Source organism: Henriciella sp. (assembly GCF_029937755.1).
GTDB lineage: Bacteria > Pseudomonadota > Alphaproteobacteria > Caulobacterales > Hyphomonadaceae > Henriciella.
Genome location: NZ_JAPYPG010000004.1, coordinates 367,675 through 383,540 on the forward strand (window position 1 = coordinate 367,675; position 15,866 = coordinate 383,540).

At 63.8% G+C, this 15,866-nt stretch carries 11 protein-coding genes; 6 read left to right on the forward strand and 5 right to left on the reverse strand.

Features of this window, described 5'->3' with window-relative positions:
* Positions 1-7: 7 nt before the first annotated feature.
* Positions 8-883, reverse strand: coding sequence for an acyl-CoA thioesterase II (locus tag Q1K29_RS11610; RefSeq protein WP_300394926.1), 876 nt, complete (start codon positions 881-883; stop codon positions 8-10).
* A gap of 133 nt (positions 884-1,016) precedes the next feature.
* Here Q1K29_RS11610 and Q1K29_RS11615 point away from each other — a divergent pair, with 133 nt between their 5' ends.
* A complete protein-coding gene (locus Q1K29_RS11615) occupies positions 1,017-2,810 on the forward strand; it encodes a long-chain-acyl-CoA synthetase (RefSeq protein ID WP_300394928.1) in 1,794 nt (597 codons plus the stop codon).
* On the opposite strand, the gene Q1K29_RS11620 is transcribed toward Q1K29_RS11615, so the two are convergent.
* A complete protein-coding gene (locus Q1K29_RS11620) occupies positions 2,807-5,368 on the reverse strand; it encodes a ligase-associated DNA damage response DEXH box helicase (RefSeq protein ID WP_300395028.1) in 2,562 nt (853 codons plus the stop codon). The two genes, Q1K29_RS11615 and Q1K29_RS11620, sit on opposite strands and share 4 nt — an antisense overlap.
* Before the next feature lie 100 nt (positions 5,369-5,468).
* Between Q1K29_RS11620 and Q1K29_RS11625 the strand changes: the two genes are divergently transcribed.
* On the forward strand, positions 5,469-6,146 hold the full coding sequence (locus Q1K29_RS11625) for a hypothetical protein (protein ID WP_300394930.1): 678 nt from the start codon (positions 5,469-5,471) through the stop codon (positions 6,144-6,146).
* Here Q1K29_RS11625 and Q1K29_RS11630 read toward each other — a convergent pair.
* On the reverse strand, positions 6,143-7,618 hold the full coding sequence (locus Q1K29_RS11630) for a serine hydrolase (protein ID WP_300394932.1): 1,476 nt from the start codon (positions 7,616-7,618) through the stop codon (positions 6,143-6,145). The two genes, Q1K29_RS11625 and Q1K29_RS11630, sit on opposite strands and share 4 nt — an antisense overlap.
* A gap of 121 nt (positions 7,619-7,739) precedes the next feature.
* Here Q1K29_RS11630 and Q1K29_RS11635 point away from each other — a divergent pair, with 121 nt between their 5' ends.
* Together Q1K29_RS11635 and Q1K29_RS11640 are read left to right on the forward strand one after the other, a co-directional pair.
* Entirely contained in the window at positions 7,740-8,771 is a 1,032-nt protein-coding gene (locus Q1K29_RS11635; RefSeq protein ID WP_300394934.1) for a ligase-associated DNA damage response exonuclease, read from the forward strand.
* 63 nt (positions 8,772-8,834) lie between these two features.
* A complete protein-coding gene (locus Q1K29_RS11640; protein ID WP_300394936.1) occupies positions 8,835-9,173 on the forward strand; it encodes a hypothetical protein in 339 nt (112 codons plus the stop codon).
* Between the two features lie 3 nt (positions 9,174-9,176).
* Here the strand turns inward: Q1K29_RS11640 and Q1K29_RS11645 are convergent, their stop codons facing one another.
* Positions 9,177-9,608, reverse strand: a complete 432-nt coding sequence (locus Q1K29_RS11645; protein ID WP_300394938.1) for a PaaI family thioesterase — start codon at positions 9,606-9,608, stop codon at positions 9,177-9,179.
* Positions 9,609-9,631: 23 nt separating this feature from the next.
* Here Q1K29_RS11645 and Q1K29_RS11650 point away from each other — a divergent pair, with 23 nt between their 5' ends.
* Both Q1K29_RS11650 and Q1K29_RS11655 read left to right on the forward strand, forming a co-directional pair.
* On the forward strand, positions 9,632-11,272 hold the full coding sequence (locus tag Q1K29_RS11650; protein WP_300394940.1) for a cisplatin damage response ATP-dependent DNA ligase: 1,641 nt from the start codon (positions 9,632-9,634) through the stop codon (positions 11,270-11,272).
* Between the two features lie 193 nt (positions 11,273-11,465).
* Positions 11,466-12,218, forward strand: coding sequence for a hypothetical protein (locus Q1K29_RS11655; protein ID WP_300394942.1), 753 nt, complete (start codon positions 11,466-11,468; stop codon positions 12,216-12,218).
* Between the two features lie 16 nt (positions 12,219-12,234).
* Here the strand turns inward: Q1K29_RS11655 and Q1K29_RS11660 are convergent, their stop codons facing one another.
* Positions 12,235-15,792: a peptidoglycan-binding protein gene (locus tag Q1K29_RS11660; RefSeq protein ID WP_300394944.1), complete on the reverse strand. Its 3,558-nt coding sequence runs from the start codon at positions 15,790-15,792 to the stop codon at positions 12,235-12,237.
* Positions 15,793-15,866: the final 74 nt, after the last annotated feature.

The window sequence follows — 15,866 nt, forward strand, 5'->3', positions numbered from 1 at the left end:
AAGGCGCCTATTTCTTCTTCGTCAGTTTCCGCATCAGGCCTTCCTGGGCGGTGGAGGCGACCAGCTTGCCTTCGCGCGTGAAGATCGACCCGCGATTGAAGCTGCGGCCATTGCCGGCCTTCGGGCTGTCCATCGCATAGAGCAGCCACTGGTCGGCCCGGATCGGCGCATGGAACCAGATCGTGTGATCGAGGCTCGCTGTCATCAGCTTCGGGTTCATCCAGTGCAGGCCGTGCGGGCGAAGGCTCGATCCGAGCAGGTTCATGTCGCTTGCCCAGGCGATCATGCAGTGGTGCATGGCCGGCGGAACGTCGATCTCGCGCGTCGTGCGGAACCAGACCTGGTTAACATCCGATTTCGGCTTCGGATCGAAGGGATTGATGCCGGAGATTTCCTTCATCTCGAAGGGGCGTGGCCGGTCCCAGTGCTTGCGCATGTCTTCCGGGATGCGGTCCTTGAACATCTCGCGGAAGTCCTCGTGAGACTTCAGCTCTTCGGGCTGCTTTGTCTCAGGCATCTTGTGCTGGTGATCCCAGCCATCCTCGTGGACGTGGAAGGATGCCGACATGTTGAGGATCTGCTGGCCATGCTGGATCGCGACCACCCGGCGCGTGGTGAAGCTGCCGCCGTCGCGCGAGCGGTCGACCTCGAAGATGATCGGGCGTTTCGGGTCCCCCGGCCGGATGAAATAGGCATGCAGGGAATGGCAGGCCCGGTCCTCATCCACCGTGCGATAGGCCGCGGCCAGCGCCTGTGCGATGACCTGCCCGCCATAGACGCGCTCACGCTCGGCCTCGTTCTCAGGCGTGATCCCCCGGAAGAGATCGACCTCGAGTCGCTCAAGCTCAAGCAGGCTTAACAGTTCGGAAACGGCATCAGTCATTCTTGATCGGCTTTCCCATCCAGATCTTTACCAAGCGCGCTTAGCATCACGATCAGCAAGTTAAAACAGGCGCGCGGGATACTGGGCCGGCATAAGGCCCCGACTCGCGTTGCCACTGCAAGAGGCGATGGTGATGGAATTGCTTGATGCTGTGAAGCGGGAATGGACCGCGGTCAACACATTGGCGCGCGTGAAGTCCTGGCTCGATCCCGTGACCCAGGAAGCGGATGTGCTCACCCCCGACGATATCGAAACCTGCATCGATGCCAATCGCGACCGGGTCGCGATCCGTTTCGAGGGCAAGGCGATGACCTATGGCGAACTGGATATCCTCGCCAACCGGATCGCCTATTGGGGGCTCGGCCAGGGGCTCAATCGCGGCGACACCGTTGCACTGATGATGGAGAACCGGCCGGAATACATCGCTGCCTGGTACGGCCTTTCAAAGATCGGCGTCGTGACCGCCCTGGTGAATACCAGCCTTACCGGCAAGAGCCTCGCCCGCAGCGTCGAGATCGTGAATGCCCGGCTGATGATCAGCGGCGAGGAGCAGGCCAGGGCCATCAGCTCGCTGCCCAAGACCATGCGGTCCAGCCTGCCGGTCTGGAGCTTCAGCAAGACCGCCGCACCCGGACGCAACATGCGCTCGGCGCTGGCCTCCCAGGCCAGCAACCGTCCGGCAAAATCCTGCCGCTCGCGCCTGAAGAGCGATTCCAACTGCCTTTACATCTACACCTCCGGCACGACCGGCATGCCCAAGGCCGCGCGCATGTCGCATGCCCGCGTCCGCACCATGATGCGCACCTTCATCGCCCCGACAAAGGCGACCGGAAAGGACCGGATCTATGTGCCGCTGCCGCTCTATCACGCCACGGGTGGCCTGTGTGCGGTCGGCATCGCCCTGCAGACCGGTGGCGAAATCATCCTGCGCCGGCACTTCTCGGCCTCGGCCTTCTGGGACGATTGCCGCGAGAACAAGGTCACCATCTTTGCCTATATCGGCGAACTCTGCCGCTACCTCGTGAACCAGCCGGAACGCGAAAACGACAAGCAGCACTCGGTCCGCGCCGCTTTCGGCAACGGTCTTGGCGCCGACATCTGGGAAACGTTCAGCGACCGGTTCGGTGTACGCCGGATCATCGAGTTCTACGGCTCGACCGAGGGCAATGTGAAGTTTATGAACTATGACAGCAAGCCGGGCTCCTGCGGCCGCGTGCCACCGATCGCGCGCAAGCAGTATGCCCATGTCGCTTTCGTCAAGTTCGACGTCGAAACACAGAGCCCCGTTCGTGGCGAGGACGGCCATTGCATCCGCACCGCCGTCAACGAGGTCGGCGAGGCGATTGGCCGGGTCGGCACGGATTCGACCACGCGTTTCGAGGGCTACAAGGATGAGGACGCCTCGCAGCAGAAAATCCTGCGCGACGTGTTCGAAGACGGCGATGCCTGGTTCCGCACCGGCGACCTGATGCGCATGGACCAGCATGGCTATGTCTATTTCGTCGACCGGGTCGGCGACACCTTCCGCTGGAAGGGTGAGAACGTCTCGACCAATGAAGTTGCCGAAGCGCTCGCCCAGGTGCCCGGTGTCGAAACGGCGAATGTCTATGGCGTCGGCGTCCCCGGCACCGAGGGCAAGGCCGGCATGGCGTCGGTGACGGTGAACGGCTATCTCGACTACAAGGAGCTGTTCGACAGGCTTGCGAACAACCTCCCGAAACATGCCATCCCGGTCTTCATCCGCGAACAGCGCGAAGCCGATACGACGGGCACGCTCAAATACCGCAAGGTGGACCTCGCCAAGCAGGGCTTCGACCCGGACCGGATCGATGATCCGGTCTGGTACATGGACCCGGAGACCGGCGAATATACGCGCCTGACCCCGGACCAGTTCAAGAAGATCGCCAGCGGCGGCGGACGCTTCTAGCGGTCCATCGCCTCGCGGATGAGGTCGGATTCGGCTTCCTGCATGATGGCTTCGGCCGCGCTTTCGGAATTCACCGGTTCGCGGCCGACTTCCAGCATCACCGGCACGGCAAACGGGCTGATCTTCTCCAGCGCGCGATGGTCGATCTTGCCACGGATACGCGTGAGCATGTCGGAGAGACGGCGAATGTCGAGCAGGCCGGTGGCCGCGTCCTGGCGGGCGGCCTGCAGCAGGATATGGTCCGGCTCATGGCTGCGCAGCACGTCATAGATGAGGTCCGTCGAGAAAGTGACCTGACGGCCCGTCTTCTCCTTGCCGGGCAGGCGCCGGGCGATCATGCCGGAAATCTGCGCGCACTGGGCAAAGGTGCGCTTCATCAGCGGGCTCTCGTCGAGCCACGCTTCAAGGTCGTCGCCCAGCATGTCCGGATGGAAGAGCGCGTCCATGTCGATGCCGGACATGTCGTCCATCGCCCAGACCGCCATGGCGTATTCTGACGCCACGAAGCCCAACGGCTTTGCTCCAGCACGCTCAAGCCGCCGCGTCAGCAGCATGCCTAGCGTCTGGTGAGCGAGCCGGCCCTCGAAGGGATAAGTCACGAGATAGTGCCGGTTGGCCCGCGGAAAGGTCTCGACGAGGAGATGGTCAGGCGGCGGGATTTCCGACTTTTCGCGCTGGATCTCGAACCATTCGCGCACCTGGTCGGGCAGGCCGCTCCACTGGTCCGGATCATGGATCATGTGGCGCACGCGGTCTGCCAGGAATGTCGTGAGCGGGAATTTGCCGCCATTGTATGACGGGATGGCGGGCTTGTCGGCTTTCGCGCGCGTGACGAGAACGTCGAGCTCCGACACACCAAGGAAGCGAAGGATTTCGCCTGCGAAGAGAAATGTGTCGCCGGGCGTGAGGGTCGAGATAAAATATTCCTCGATCTCACCAAGCTTGCGGCCTGCGCGCATGGTGCGCTGTTCGCCCCTGACCTTCGAGACAGGCTGGCCGCCCGTCGGCTCCCCGCTCTTGCCGACAAAGCTCGTCAGACGGACATTCATCAGCTGCGCCTCGACGATGGCGCCGACATTCATGCGGTGCTGCTGGGCGTCACGCGGTGTGCGCACGCGCCAGAGCCCGTCACGCTTCACGATACGGTGGAAGCGGTCATAGGTGGTGAGTGCATAGCCCCCGGTAGCAACGAGATCGACGACGCGTTCATAGGTCTCCCAGTCGAGGTCTTCATAGGGCGCGGCCCGGCGGATCTCGTTATAGAGCGCTTCCAGGTCGAACCCCTCGCCGCAGGCCCGGCCCATGATGTGCTGCGCCAGCACGTCGAGCGCGCCGGTGCGCATCGGCTCGCCATCAATCTCGCCCGCCTCGACGGCAGCTTCCGCGGCCCGGCATTCGAGGATCTCGAACCGGTTGGTCGGTACGAGCAGTGCGCGGCTCGCCTCATCCATGCGGTGATTGGCCCGGCCGATGCGCTGGATCAGGCGGGCGGCACCCTTCGGCGCACCCATCTGGATGACAAGGTCGACCCCGCCCCAGTCGATGCCGAGGTCCAGCGTGGAGGTACAGACAACGCCTTTCAGCACACCCCTGGCCATCGCCGCCTCGACCTTGCGTCGCTGTTCGCGCGCGAGCGAGCCGTGGTGGAGCGCGATGGGCAGCGCGTCCTCATTCGCCCGCCACAGCTCCTGGAACAGCATTTCCGCCTGGCTGCGCGTATTGACGAAGACCAGCGTCATCTCGGCATCCCTGATCGCCTCATAAACCTCCGGCACGGCGAAGCGGCCGGAATGGCCCGACCATGGGATGCGCTCACGCGAGACCATGATGCCGATATCAGCGCTGATCCCGCCCTCGGCCCGGATCAGCCTTGTCTCGCGCCCCTCCCGCTTCGGCAGCCAGCCCGCCAGCTGGCCCGGATCGCGGACCGTTGCCGAAAGCCCGATGAAACGGCAGGCGGGTGCCCATTCCGCCAGCGCCGCGAGGCCGAGCGAAAGCAGGTCCCCGCGCTTCGACGCCGCGATGGCGTGAATTTCGTCGATGATCACGCATTTGAGGTCGGAGAAGAAATCGGCGGCATGGTCTGACGCGATGAACAGGGCGAGCTGTTCTGGCGTCGTCAGCAGGATGTCCGGCGGGTTGGCGCGCTGGCGCTGGCGCTTCGATTGCGGCGTGTCGCCGGTGCGCGTCTCGATACGGATGTTGAGGCCCATCTCCGATACAGGCGTGTTGAGGTTGCGCTCGACATCGGTCGCCAGCGCCTTCAGCGGAGAAATGTAGAGGGTATGCAGGGCCGGGCGTCGAGACCGAGCGGCGCCGCCGCCCACCTCCCCCGCAAGCGGGGGAGGTGAGTTGCCCTCTCCACTCAGTTCGATCAAACTCGCGAGGAAACCGGCCAGCGTCTTGCCGCCGCCTGTCGGGGCGATCAGCAGCGCGCTGTCTCCGGCGAGCGCCGTTTCTGTCAGGGCGAGCTGGTGCGACCGGGGCGTCCAGCCGCGCCCGGCGAACCAGTCGGCAAAGACCTGAGGCAGGAGACTGGAAGGCGGCTGGTCCGGCATGAGACTCAAGATAGGGCCGATCGCCAATTCCTGCATCTTGTTCACATGACTTTCAGGTCGGAGTCCGCTTGATAGGCAACACAGTCTCCGGGAGCCTCTCATGCGCCGCTATTTCCTGTTCGCATCCGCCTCAGCGCTTATTGCCCTGTCGGCCAGCGCCGATCCCCTGCTTGAGAAGGCGCGCGCGGCGACCGAAGCCGAGGGCCCGCTCTATGCCTATGAAATGGAATATTTCGATGGCGAGGTGCGCGCGACCGGCAAGATCGATCCGAGCCAGCCGGAAGGCCAGCGCATTACCGTCTACACGCCGGACGAAAGCGAACGCGACGAGGGTTTCCGCAAGGCCATCGAGAGCCTCGACGCCGACGTGACCGGCGATATTTTCTGCGATGACTTTGCCAGCCAGATTCCCGATAGCGCCCGCCGGACCGAAGAGACCGGCGATGAAGTCCACTATGCCTTCACCCCCGAAGCTGACGCAGACGCGGACGACATGGAACGCAAGATCATGAAGAAGATCGATGCCAGCGCCGTGGTCAGCAAGAGCGACGGCCAGATCCTCGCCTTCCGCATGTCACTGCCCAAGCCCTTCAAGCCGGCCCTGGTGGCGAAGATCAATACCTTCCAGCTCGATGCGAGCTGCGCGCGGGCCCCTGATGGGCGCACCTATCTCGAGGACATGCAGCTCGACATTTCGGGCTCGGCAATGATGCAAGCCTTCGACCAGACGACATCGCGCCGGATCACAAAGCTGCTCGAGCCGGTCACGACGCCCTAGTCGTTATATTCGGCTTCCGCTTCGGAGGCCTGCATCCGGGCTTCGATCCGGTCGGTATCGCCAAGATTGACGGCGGAGATCACGTCACGGGTGAAGGAGACGATGTCGAAGCGCTCGCCCTCTGCGGTGTCGAAACCACGCCGGACGATGACGAGATTGCGCGACGGGATGATGACCATGTACTGGCCGCGATTGCCGATCCCGGCGAAGGTGTCGCTCGGAATGCCATCGAAGCTGTCGAGCAGCCAGAAGCTGGCGCCATAGCCGAGAGAGTTTGGATCGGAACGGTCGGGCTGTGCCGGTCCGGGCGTCGAGACGAAATCTGCCCAGCCTTCCTTGAGGATACGCTCGCCGGCCCATTCGCCATCCTGGATGTAGAGCTGGCCGAGGCGGGCCATGTCGCGCGCCGTCATCCAGACCTGGCTTGAAGAGACAAAGTCGCCGCCCCAGTCGGTTTCGAGCGTGGTGTTGAGCGCGCCGATCTTCCACAGCACTTCCTCATAGGGGAAGCGCCAGTAGCGCTGATCGTCATCCAGTGCTTCGCGAAGGCCGCGCATGGCAGAGAGGGTGTCGTAATTGGCGTATTTGAAGCGCTCACCAGGGGTAACTTCCAGCGGATTGACGAGCGCCGTGTCGGTCACGCGTGCGCCGCCAAAATAGGTCCGGTCCGTACGGCTGCCCGTGACACCGGAATCCAGGCCGCTTGCCATCTGCAACACATTGCGCAGCGTGATCTCGCGGCGCGGATCACCGCCGGCGGTCCAGTTCTTCACGAGCGCCGGATAGTCGAGATCCATGATGCCGTTTTCGAGCGCGGCGCCGATAATGGTCGCGGTCAGCGACTTGGCGACCGACCAGGTGCGCTGCGGCGTGGTTGCATCGATGCCGCGTGCATAGCGTTCGGTCATCAGCTGGCCGTCCTTGACGATGACGACCGCGCTGGTACGCGTGCCGCGGCCATAGGTCTGGCCATCAAAGGCGAAGTTGACTGCCGGTTCGAGCCGCATCTGGTAGAAACTGGAGTCGATCAGCTGCACGTCCGAGCCGATGGCCGTGGACACGTCGCGCGCCTGGCGCTGCACCTCTCCGGCGAAACGGGGCAGCCAGTCAGCCGCGCTCGGATCGGCCCCGATGGGCAGCAGCGAGCAGCCAAAGCCGGAGCGCCAGGCCGCAATGCGCGGCGGTTCACCCGGAGCATAGCGCACGGCGACGGTGCGCTGGCGGTCACTGATGCGGGCCTCGGAGACCTCACGCATCGGATCGCGATAGTCGGTATAGATGCCGTCGAGTTCGTTATAGTCGATTTCGGATTTCGACTGATCGGCCGTGAAAGTGGCGGAACACGTGAAAAGCGCCTTGTACCCGGCGGCCAGCGCATTCTTCATGATCTCCGTATCGCCGCCTTCCTGAGCGGTGGCGAGCGAGGGGAAAGCAAGCGCGACAACGAGTGCGCTCAAGGCTGTCAGACGCATATATTGGCTCCATATCGTTCGCTGGCACGCCCTGCCAGCATAGAGGTTTGAGTGTCTCTCCCATGCTGAAAAGGCAGAAACATGGCAGTAAAATACTTCGCCCCTGCCCTATATGATTCGCATGATCCGTCCCGACCTGCTGCTCTGCCCGACACCAAAGGGCCTCTACTGCCCGCCGGGCGACTTCTATATCGATCCCGTACGCGGCGCCGTCGACCGGGCCGTGGTCACCCATGGCCATGCCGACCATGCCCGGGCCGGTCATGCGCATGTCCTCGCCACGCCGGAAACACTTGCCATCATGGCCTCGCGCTATGGTGAGGATTTCGCCGGATCCACGCAGGCGATCGAATATGGTGAGACCGTTGAGATCAATGGTGTCACGGTCTGGATGTCACCGGCCGGCCATGTCCTCGGCTCCGCACAGGTCGTTGTGGAATGGAAAGGGCTGCGCATGGTCTGCACGGGCGACTACAAGCGCCGCCGCGATCCGACCTGCCGCGCCTTCGAGCCGGTGCCGGACACCCATGTCTTCATCTCCGAGGCAACCTTCGGCCTGCCGGTCTTCCGCCATCCTGATACCGACGGTGAGATCGCCAAGCTGCTCGACAGCGTCCGCATGCTGCCGGAACGCACGCACCTTGTTGGCGTCTATGCCCTGGGTAAGGCGCAGCGGGTCATCAAGCTGCTGCGTGAGGCCGGCTATCACGACACGCTCTACATCCACGGGGCGCTGGAGAAGCTCTGCCAGCTTTACGAGGATCACGGCGTCGCGCTGGGGCCGCTTGAGACCGCCACGCTCGACACAAAGGAACGCGGCGCGCAGGAGCGGTTTCGCGGCAAGATCATCCTCGGACCACCATCCTCCTTTCACGACAAATGGGGGCGGCGCTTTCCCGATCCCCTGCCCTGCTTTGCCAGCGGCTGGATGGGGGTGCGCCAGCGGGCGAAGCAGTCAGGCGTCGAACTGCCGCTCATCATTTCCGACCATGCCGACTGGGACGAGCTGACCGACACGGTGCGTGAAGTCGATCCGGAAGAGCTCTGGATCACCCATGGCCGCGAGGATGCGCTGGTCCGCTGGGCGGAGCTGGAAGGCCGCAAGGCAAGGCCGCTGAGGCTGGTCGGCTATGAGGATGAAAACCTCGACTAGCCGGATTTGCCGTCAGCAGGTTTCGGGCGCATAGTCCCGCCTCCAGAGAAGTGAGGGGACGCCATGCGCGCCATTCTTTTTGCCGGGCTTTGCACAAGCCTGCTGGGCGCTTGCCACGGCGCCAATTGCGCAGGAGGCGAGCCTGACGTCTTCCAGGTCGAAATGCCGGAAATCTCGGCCATCAGCGCGCGCAGCATGGCGGTAGACGAGGTGTATTCCCGCCATCCGACCCGCGCCCTGATCGACTTCGCCAATGTCGAACAGACCGCAGCCGAGCCAGCCACATACCGGGTCCATGTCGAACTTACAGGCGCGCCTGAGCGCCGGGCGATCTATGACGTGGACGTGAGCGAGACCCCGGATGGCCGGCTGGAGGTCACGAATTTCGAAAAGGCGCAGTGAGGCTTATTTCAGGATCTTGAAACTTGCATTGGCCCGGGCGACCGGTTCGCCATCGGCCAGTACAAGGCAATCGGTGAAGCAGAGCGAGCCACCCGTCTTCACAAAGTGGGTATCCACCTCAAGCCAGCTACCGAGCTTTGCCGGCCCAAGATAGTCCGTCGTCAGGCTGACCGTGACGAGGCCTTTCACCGTATCGCGCCCCTCGGTGCGCAGCGCCGCGCCGGCACTGAGGCCCATTGCATTATCGGCCAGCGAGGCAATCAGGCCGCCATGGACAAGCCCGCGTGAATTGCAGTGAGCTTCCCGCAAACGCACGCCGATCATGACCTTTCGCGGGTCCTGTCGCGAGTAGAGCGGCTCCCACGGATCCGTAAATGGCGAGGTGCGGAAGTGACGCTCGAAGCCGGAGGGCACATCCGTGGCTGTCATTGTCATCGCGGCCTCCTATCTCTTTGCCGATGCAGGCCTTTTCCGACCTCCTCGAACGGCTGATCCTGACCCCGTCACGAAACGGGAAGATCGACCTTCTTGTAAATTACTTCACTAGTGAAGTAAATCCGGCCCGGGGATGGGGTCTCGCCGTGCTGACCGGCGAACTCGACATTCCCGGCGTGAAGGCGGGGACCATCCGCAAACTCGTGGAAGCGCGCACCGACCCGGAACTCTTCCGGATGTCGTATGATTATGTCGGCGACCTTGCCGAGACGGTCAGTCTCGTCTGGCCCGGGCAGCGCGGCGCGAACCGCGTGCCGCCGATTGAGGACGTGGTCGAGACACTGCTCGGCGCAACCCGGGCCGAGGGCGAACGCCTGGTGGCCGGGTGGCTCGACATGCTCGACCCGAAAGGCCGCTGGGCGCTTCTCAAGATGGTGACGGGCGGGCTCCGCATCGGCGTGTCGGCGCGGCTGACAAAGGTCGCGCTGGCGGAAATGGGCGGGGTGGAGCCCGGCGAGATCGAGGAAATCTGGCACGGGCTGGAGCCGCCCTATGAGAGCCTGTTCGACTGGCTCGACGGGAATGCCGAGAAACCATCGCCGGACATCGCCGCGCCCTTCCGGCCGGTCATGCTCGCCCATCCGCTGGTCACCAAGGACAAGCGCGACGACCCGGACGCCATCGATCCGGAGATGATCGACCCGGCCATCTTCGCAGCCGAATGGAAGTATGACGGCATCCGCGTCCAGGCGGTCTCGGAGCGCGGGACGCGGCGGATCTATACGCGCACCGGCGACGATATCTCTCACACCTTTCCCGATGTGCTGGCCGGCATGGACTTCGAGGCCGCAATCGACGGCGAGCTGCTGATCCGGGCGCCTGATGGCGGTGTCGCGCCGTTCAACGCACTGCAGCAGCGCCTTAACCGCAAGACGGTGACGAAGAAGCAGATGGAGGCGCGACCGGCCTTTATCCGGGCCTATGACCTCCTTGTCGAAGGTGAGGAAGATCTGCGCCAGCTTCCTTTCAGGGACCGGCGCAAGCGGCTGGAAGACTTCGTGGAGTCCGTGGAAAGCCACCGGATCGACCTCTCGCCGCTGGTGCCTGTCACCACGCTTGAAGCACTTGAGGAACACCGCAACACGCCTCCTGCGCCCGAGATCGAAGGCCTGATGCTGAAACGCTGGGACAGCGTCTATGAAGCGGGACGCCCGACAGGACCATGGTGGAAATGGAAGCGTGATCCGTTCCTGGTCGATGCCGTCCTGCTCTACGCTCAGCGCGGCCATGGGCGCCGCTCCAGTTTCTATTCCGACTTTACCTTCGGCGTGTGGCGCGAAGGGGAGAACGGACGCGAACTGACGCCGGTGGGCAAGGCCTATTTCGGCTTCACCGATGAGGAGCTGAAACAGCTCGACAAGTTCGTGCGCGAGAACACAATCGACCGGTTCGGGCCTGTGCGCGCGGTAACGGCGACAGAGGACAAGGGGCTGGTGCTCGAAGTCGCGTTCGAGGGGCTGCAGCGCTCGCCCCGCCACAAGTCCGGCCTCGCCATGCGCTTCCCGCGCATCAACCGCATCCGCTGGGACAAGCCGTCGGCCGAAGCTGACTGGCTGGCGACGCTGGAGAAGATGCTGCCCGACGATCCGCTGGCGGGGGACTGAATATCCTGCAGCCGATCCGGGACGATGAAGGCCAGGTAGCTCAGTAGACGCCTCCCTGCGGCTGGACCGCAGGGTCCATCGCCCGTGAGCTGTGGCAGGCTCAGCACTGAGGAGATGGGCACCGCGGTCAAGCTTTCAGACAATAAGCACGCATATGTTTGAGATCAGGCCTGCCCGGTTTAGGTGACAAGGCATGAAACCCGCCCAGCCCTATCTGCTCCTTCTCGTCGCTATCCTTCAATGGACCGCCCCTCTGCTGCCCTTTGCCGGCCTCGGGGAAACGATCGGGACGCAGGCCCGCGAAGGCGGCATTCCGCCTGAGCTGCCCCCTGGCATTTTCTTCTCGATCTGGAGCGTGATCTTCACGCTTTACCTTGCTTTCGCGCTGATGGCTGTCTTTCGCAGGGGGTATCTGGAAGATCATGTCGGCGCACCGCTGCTGCTTGCCGGGGCGGGCAATGTCATCTGGATGCTGGCAGCGCAGTTCATCGGTAATGAGTGGCTGAACTTCGTTCTCCTGATCCCGATTGTCTGGTTTGCCTGGGAGGCGACAAGACGCCTGCACCTTATGGGCGGTTGGGACGGCACCGGGCCAAGGCTCATCGGGGCCGCGCTGAGCGGTCTGCTGTCGGGCTGGGCTGTCGTTGCGATCTCGATCTCGGTGCCGAGACTGATGCGCACCATCCTGGACCTCGCGCCGACCGACCAGGTCTGGCTGTCGCTCTGGTCTGCGCTTGTCCCCGCCGCCATCCTCGCCTGGGTGTTTGCGACACGGGTAAGCCGCTCGCTCTGGTTCTTCGCGGGCCTTGGCTGGGGGCTGGCCGGGATCGCGATCAATAACTGGACGCGCACCGAGCTTCACTGGCTCGCCATCATGACGGTCGCGGTCGGGCTGTATGTGCTGTGGCGGCGGCTCGCTTACGGGGCACGGCCCGTCTTCGAATAGGCCAGCCTGGAACAGATCAGCCGGTCTGGGCGCCTGCAGCGACCATTTCGTTCAGGGTCGCGACGGTCTCCGGCGTGATCGATCCGGTGGCCTGCAGGTTTGCGTCCTGCTGGTAGCTTGTGATCGCCGCACGTGTTCCAGCGCCCATCACGCCATCGGCCGGCCCGGCTTCATAGCCAAGCGCGTTGAGGACCGTCTGCGTGGCGCGCACCTGCTCGGTTGATGCCCCTTGCCAGGCTTGCTGATCGAACTGGCCATTGGCGCGACCGGATTGTTCTGCCGCCGTCCAGGTCGCAGCCCGGCGCTGGGCCTGCTGGGCCGCATCGAGCGAGACCTTCGCGCGCAGCTCCTCGACCTTGTCGATTGCGCCTTCATCGCCCTGATTATGGGCGACTTCGTACCAGTAGAGCGCTTCGGTCGGGCTCGGTGAGATACCGAGACCGGCTTCATAGAGAACGGCGAGATTGTACTGGCTGTCGGTCAGGCCATAGTCGGCGGCCTTGCGGAACCATTCAACGGCGGCGGCATAGCTCTGCTGGCCGCCTTCGCCTTCGGCATAATAGACAGCGAGATCGTGCATCGCCTTGACGTTGCCGCCTTCAGCGGCGCGCTCGGTCCACTGGCGGGCGGCTGCGAGATCCTTCGGCACACCAAGGCCGCGCTCATGCAGCTTGGCGAGACGGTACTGGGCCGCCGGCTCACCGGCTTCGGCTGACTTGCGGACAAGGCTCGGCCCACTGGTATAGTCGCCAGCGTCAAGGCGCTGCTCACCAAGGATCAACTGAGCGGCGGAATTGCCTTCCGAAGCCGCCGTTTCGAGCGTCGGGGCCTTCGGGATTTCCGGCAGGCTTGCAAAGTCGACAGCCGGCGCAGCTGGTTCGGCTGCTTCCGGCTCAGGCGTAATGGCGGCCTCTTCCTCGAACAGGTCGTCCTCGACAGCCGCCTCGTCCTCGGGGCTCAGGCCAGCCAGTTCGGCGGTCGCCAGCGGATTGATCTCCGGAACCGTTTGAGGCTCGAGCTCTGCAACGGCAGCCTCTTCCGGCAACGCCGCCGAGGTCTGGTCAGCCGCTACCGGCTCGCTGGCAGGGATGACGGGGCGGCCGGGATCTTCCTGCAGGCCGCGGAGTGTAATGAACGTACCGGCCGCGGCCGTCGCCAGTGCCACGACAGAGACAGCGGCGACAAGCGGAATGCGGGACTTGCCGCGAGAGCCGCCATTGTTGCCAAAAGCGTGGCGTGAATGCGGATCGGCTGTGGCCGCCATGGCAGCCTTGCGGGCGCGGGACAGATAATCCATCGCCTCACGGTCTTCCTCAAGCGCACCCTGCTCTTCTGTTGCAGGCTCTTCTTCGGTGTCGGCGACGAGCTCGTCTTCCGTCTCATCGGCTTCGTCATCGAAGGCCTCCGACCCCGTCAGGACATCCTCGTCATCATCATCACCGAAAATATCGCTGTCGCGGGTTTCCTCGGCGGCGTCTTCCCAACCGCCCAGCTCTGCGAGCGGGTCCTCGTCCGCCTCGTCGGGCTCTTCCGGCAGGTCGGCCATGAATTCCGGTGAGGCCTCCGCCGTCTCGTCCTCTGTCAGGCCTTCTTCCTCGGTAAGGTCGTCCAGCTCGGAGATGTCCGGCACGCCAGCCTCGAAGGCGGCTTCATCGTCGGGTTCATCCTCTTCGGCGAGCAGCTCGTCATCGTCGATCTCGATCTCGAAGATGTCGTCGCCGGTGGCGTCCTCCGGCGCGCTCACATCGTTTTCGGCCTGGACCTCGATGGCGTCCTCTGCCGGCAGGTCTTCAGTGTCGAAACGCAGCGCGTTGGCCTCGTCTATCGCATCGCCGAAATGGTCATAGGCCGGCGGGGCAAAGTCAGGCTCTTCGTGGCGTTCTGTCTCGGCATGCGGCGGCGTCGTGAAATCTTCCAGCGCTTCCAGGCGCGTGGCCAGCGAGGCGATGGCCTTCTGGACCGGCGACATGGCGGAGGCCTGCTGCTGCTGCATCCGGTCGATCCGGTCGGACACGCCGGACAGCGCGTCGGAGAGGCGCATGCTCTGCTGCTTGCGGGCCGAATCCATCGACTCCTTCAGCTCGTTAAAGGCGCGCTCCTGACGGGCCTGCAGGCGCTGGGCGACGTTGGAAACCTGTTCACCAACCTGTTCGATGGCATTGGCGCTGCGTTGCTCGCTTTCCTCGACGCGGTCATCGAACCGGTCGGCAAGCGATTTCATCTGATCCGTGATCTTGTCGATCACCTCATCATTCTGCGCACCGAACTGGTCGAACCGGTCACTGACTTCCTGGGTCAGCTTGTCCATGTCGGCGCGCACGCCTTCGACGGCCTCGCCGGGATCGCGCGATTCAACTTCGCGCAGGCGCCGGTCAAGCGATGAGGAGATACGCCCAACCTGGCTGGTCATGCCCTCGAGCGCGCGACTGGAGCGTTCCTCGCTGGCGGACATGCGCTTCTGGAGACTATCGACAGACTCCTCGATGGCCTGCATCTGTTCCGGAGCCGCGGCCGAGGCTGCCTGCTCGATCTCGCGGGCGAGTTCCTCGCGGGCCGTTTCGATCGAACCGCGCAGCTCGGCAGCCAGGCCATCGAACCGGCTCTCGAACTGCGACCGGAGTTCAGCGGCCGCCTCCGGGGAGGCATGTTTGGCGATATCGTCAATGCGCTCATCAAGGCGGTTGAATGTCTGCTCAAGGCCCTGAAGCGCGGAATTCGTCGTCTCCTCGGCGCGGTGCAGGCGCTCCTGCATACGCGTCATGACCGACTCGATCGAGGTCAATGCGCCGGCAACGTCCCCTTCAACAGCGCCCATGCGCTCATTGAACTGGTCAATGCGCGACAGTTTCGAGGCGACATTGGTTTCGAGATCGGAGAGGCGGTCAGCCAGGTGTTTCGTCGTCCCCTCGGACCGCGCCTCAGCCTGCTGAAGCGACTTGCCGACCTGTTCTTCCATGCCGGAAACGCGTTTGCCGATGTCATCCAGCCCGGCTTCGAGCTTGCTGCGGACCTCGGCGGAGTCGGTCCGGTTGCGTGCGCTCTCTTCGTGGATGTGGCCGGCCAGCTGACCGAGCGCCTTTTCCAGAGACTTCAGCGACTCCAGGTTGCGCGCGCCTGTCTCGTCTTCCTCGAGCGCGCGGACCTTGTCCTGCAGCTGCTCATGCGTCGTGGTCAGGTCATCGATCAGCGTATCGACGTTCTCAGCCACCTGGTCAGATTTTGCATCGGTCTTGTTGAGCCGTGCAACGAGGCCGACGATGGACTGGTCGATACCGGTCAGGGCAAGCGTCGAGCGCGCCTCGACAGCCTCGAGGCGGGCAATGAGCTGATCGAACGTGCCGCGCCCCTCCTGCTGGCGGCGCTGGCCGTGCGGGTCATTGTCCTCCACCGGGCGCGGATAGCGCGGCGCGCGGAAATCGCGCACGGAGGGGGCCTCTTCTTCAGCAGTCTCTTCCAGCAGCATGCGGTTGATATATTCGCCGATGGTCAGCCCCTCTTCCCTGGCCGCCTCGCGCGCAGCTTCACGGGCTCTCTGGTCGATGCCCTTTACGCTCCAGGGGCCGTAATTACTCATGCTACCCGCTCCAAACGATTGCCGATCTGCTTGGTGCAGACGGCATATTTCGCCAGTTGATCATGTCCTGAATG

Excerpts from the sequence above, each read along its gene's own strand:
- Q1K29_RS11610 (WP_300394926.1), bottom strand. The coding sequence starts at position 883 with ATGACTGATGCCGTTTCCGAACTGTTAAGCCTGCTTGAGCTTGAGCGA.
- Q1K29_RS11615 (WP_300394928.1), top strand. The coding sequence starts at position 1,017 with ATGGAATTGCTTGATGCTGTGAAGCGGGAATGGACCGCGGTCAACACA.
- Q1K29_RS11620 (WP_300395028.1), bottom strand. The coding sequence starts at position 5,368 with ATGCCGGACCAGCCGCCTTCCAGTCTCCTGCCTCAGGTCTTTGCCGAC.
- Q1K29_RS11625 (WP_300394930.1), top strand. The coding sequence starts at position 5,469 with ATGCGCCGCTATTTCCTGTTCGCATCCGCCTCAGCGCTTATTGCCCTG.
- Q1K29_RS11630 (WP_300394932.1), bottom strand. The coding sequence starts at position 7,618 with ATGCGTCTGACAGCCTTGAGCGCACTCGTTGTCGCGCTTGCTTTCCCC.
- Q1K29_RS11635 (WP_300394934.1), top strand. The coding sequence starts at position 7,740 with ATGATCCGTCCCGACCTGCTGCTCTGCCCGACACCAAAGGGCCTCTAC.
- Q1K29_RS11640 (WP_300394936.1), top strand. The coding sequence starts at position 8,835 with ATGCGCGCCATTCTTTTTGCCGGGCTTTGCACAAGCCTGCTGGGCGCT.
- Q1K29_RS11645 (WP_300394938.1), bottom strand. The coding sequence starts at position 9,608 with ATGACAATGACAGCCACGGATGTGCCCTCCGGCTTCGAGCGTCACTTC.
- Q1K29_RS11650 (WP_300394940.1), top strand. The coding sequence starts at position 9,632 with ATGCAGGCCTTTTCCGACCTCCTCGAACGGCTGATCCTGACCCCGTCA.
- Q1K29_RS11655 (WP_300394942.1), top strand. The coding sequence starts at position 11,466 with ATGAAACCCGCCCAGCCCTATCTGCTCCTTCTCGTCGCTATCCTTCAA.
- Q1K29_RS11660 (WP_300394944.1), bottom strand. The coding sequence starts at position 15,792 with ATGAGTAATTACGGCCCCTGGAGCGTAAAGGGCATCGACCAGAGAGCC.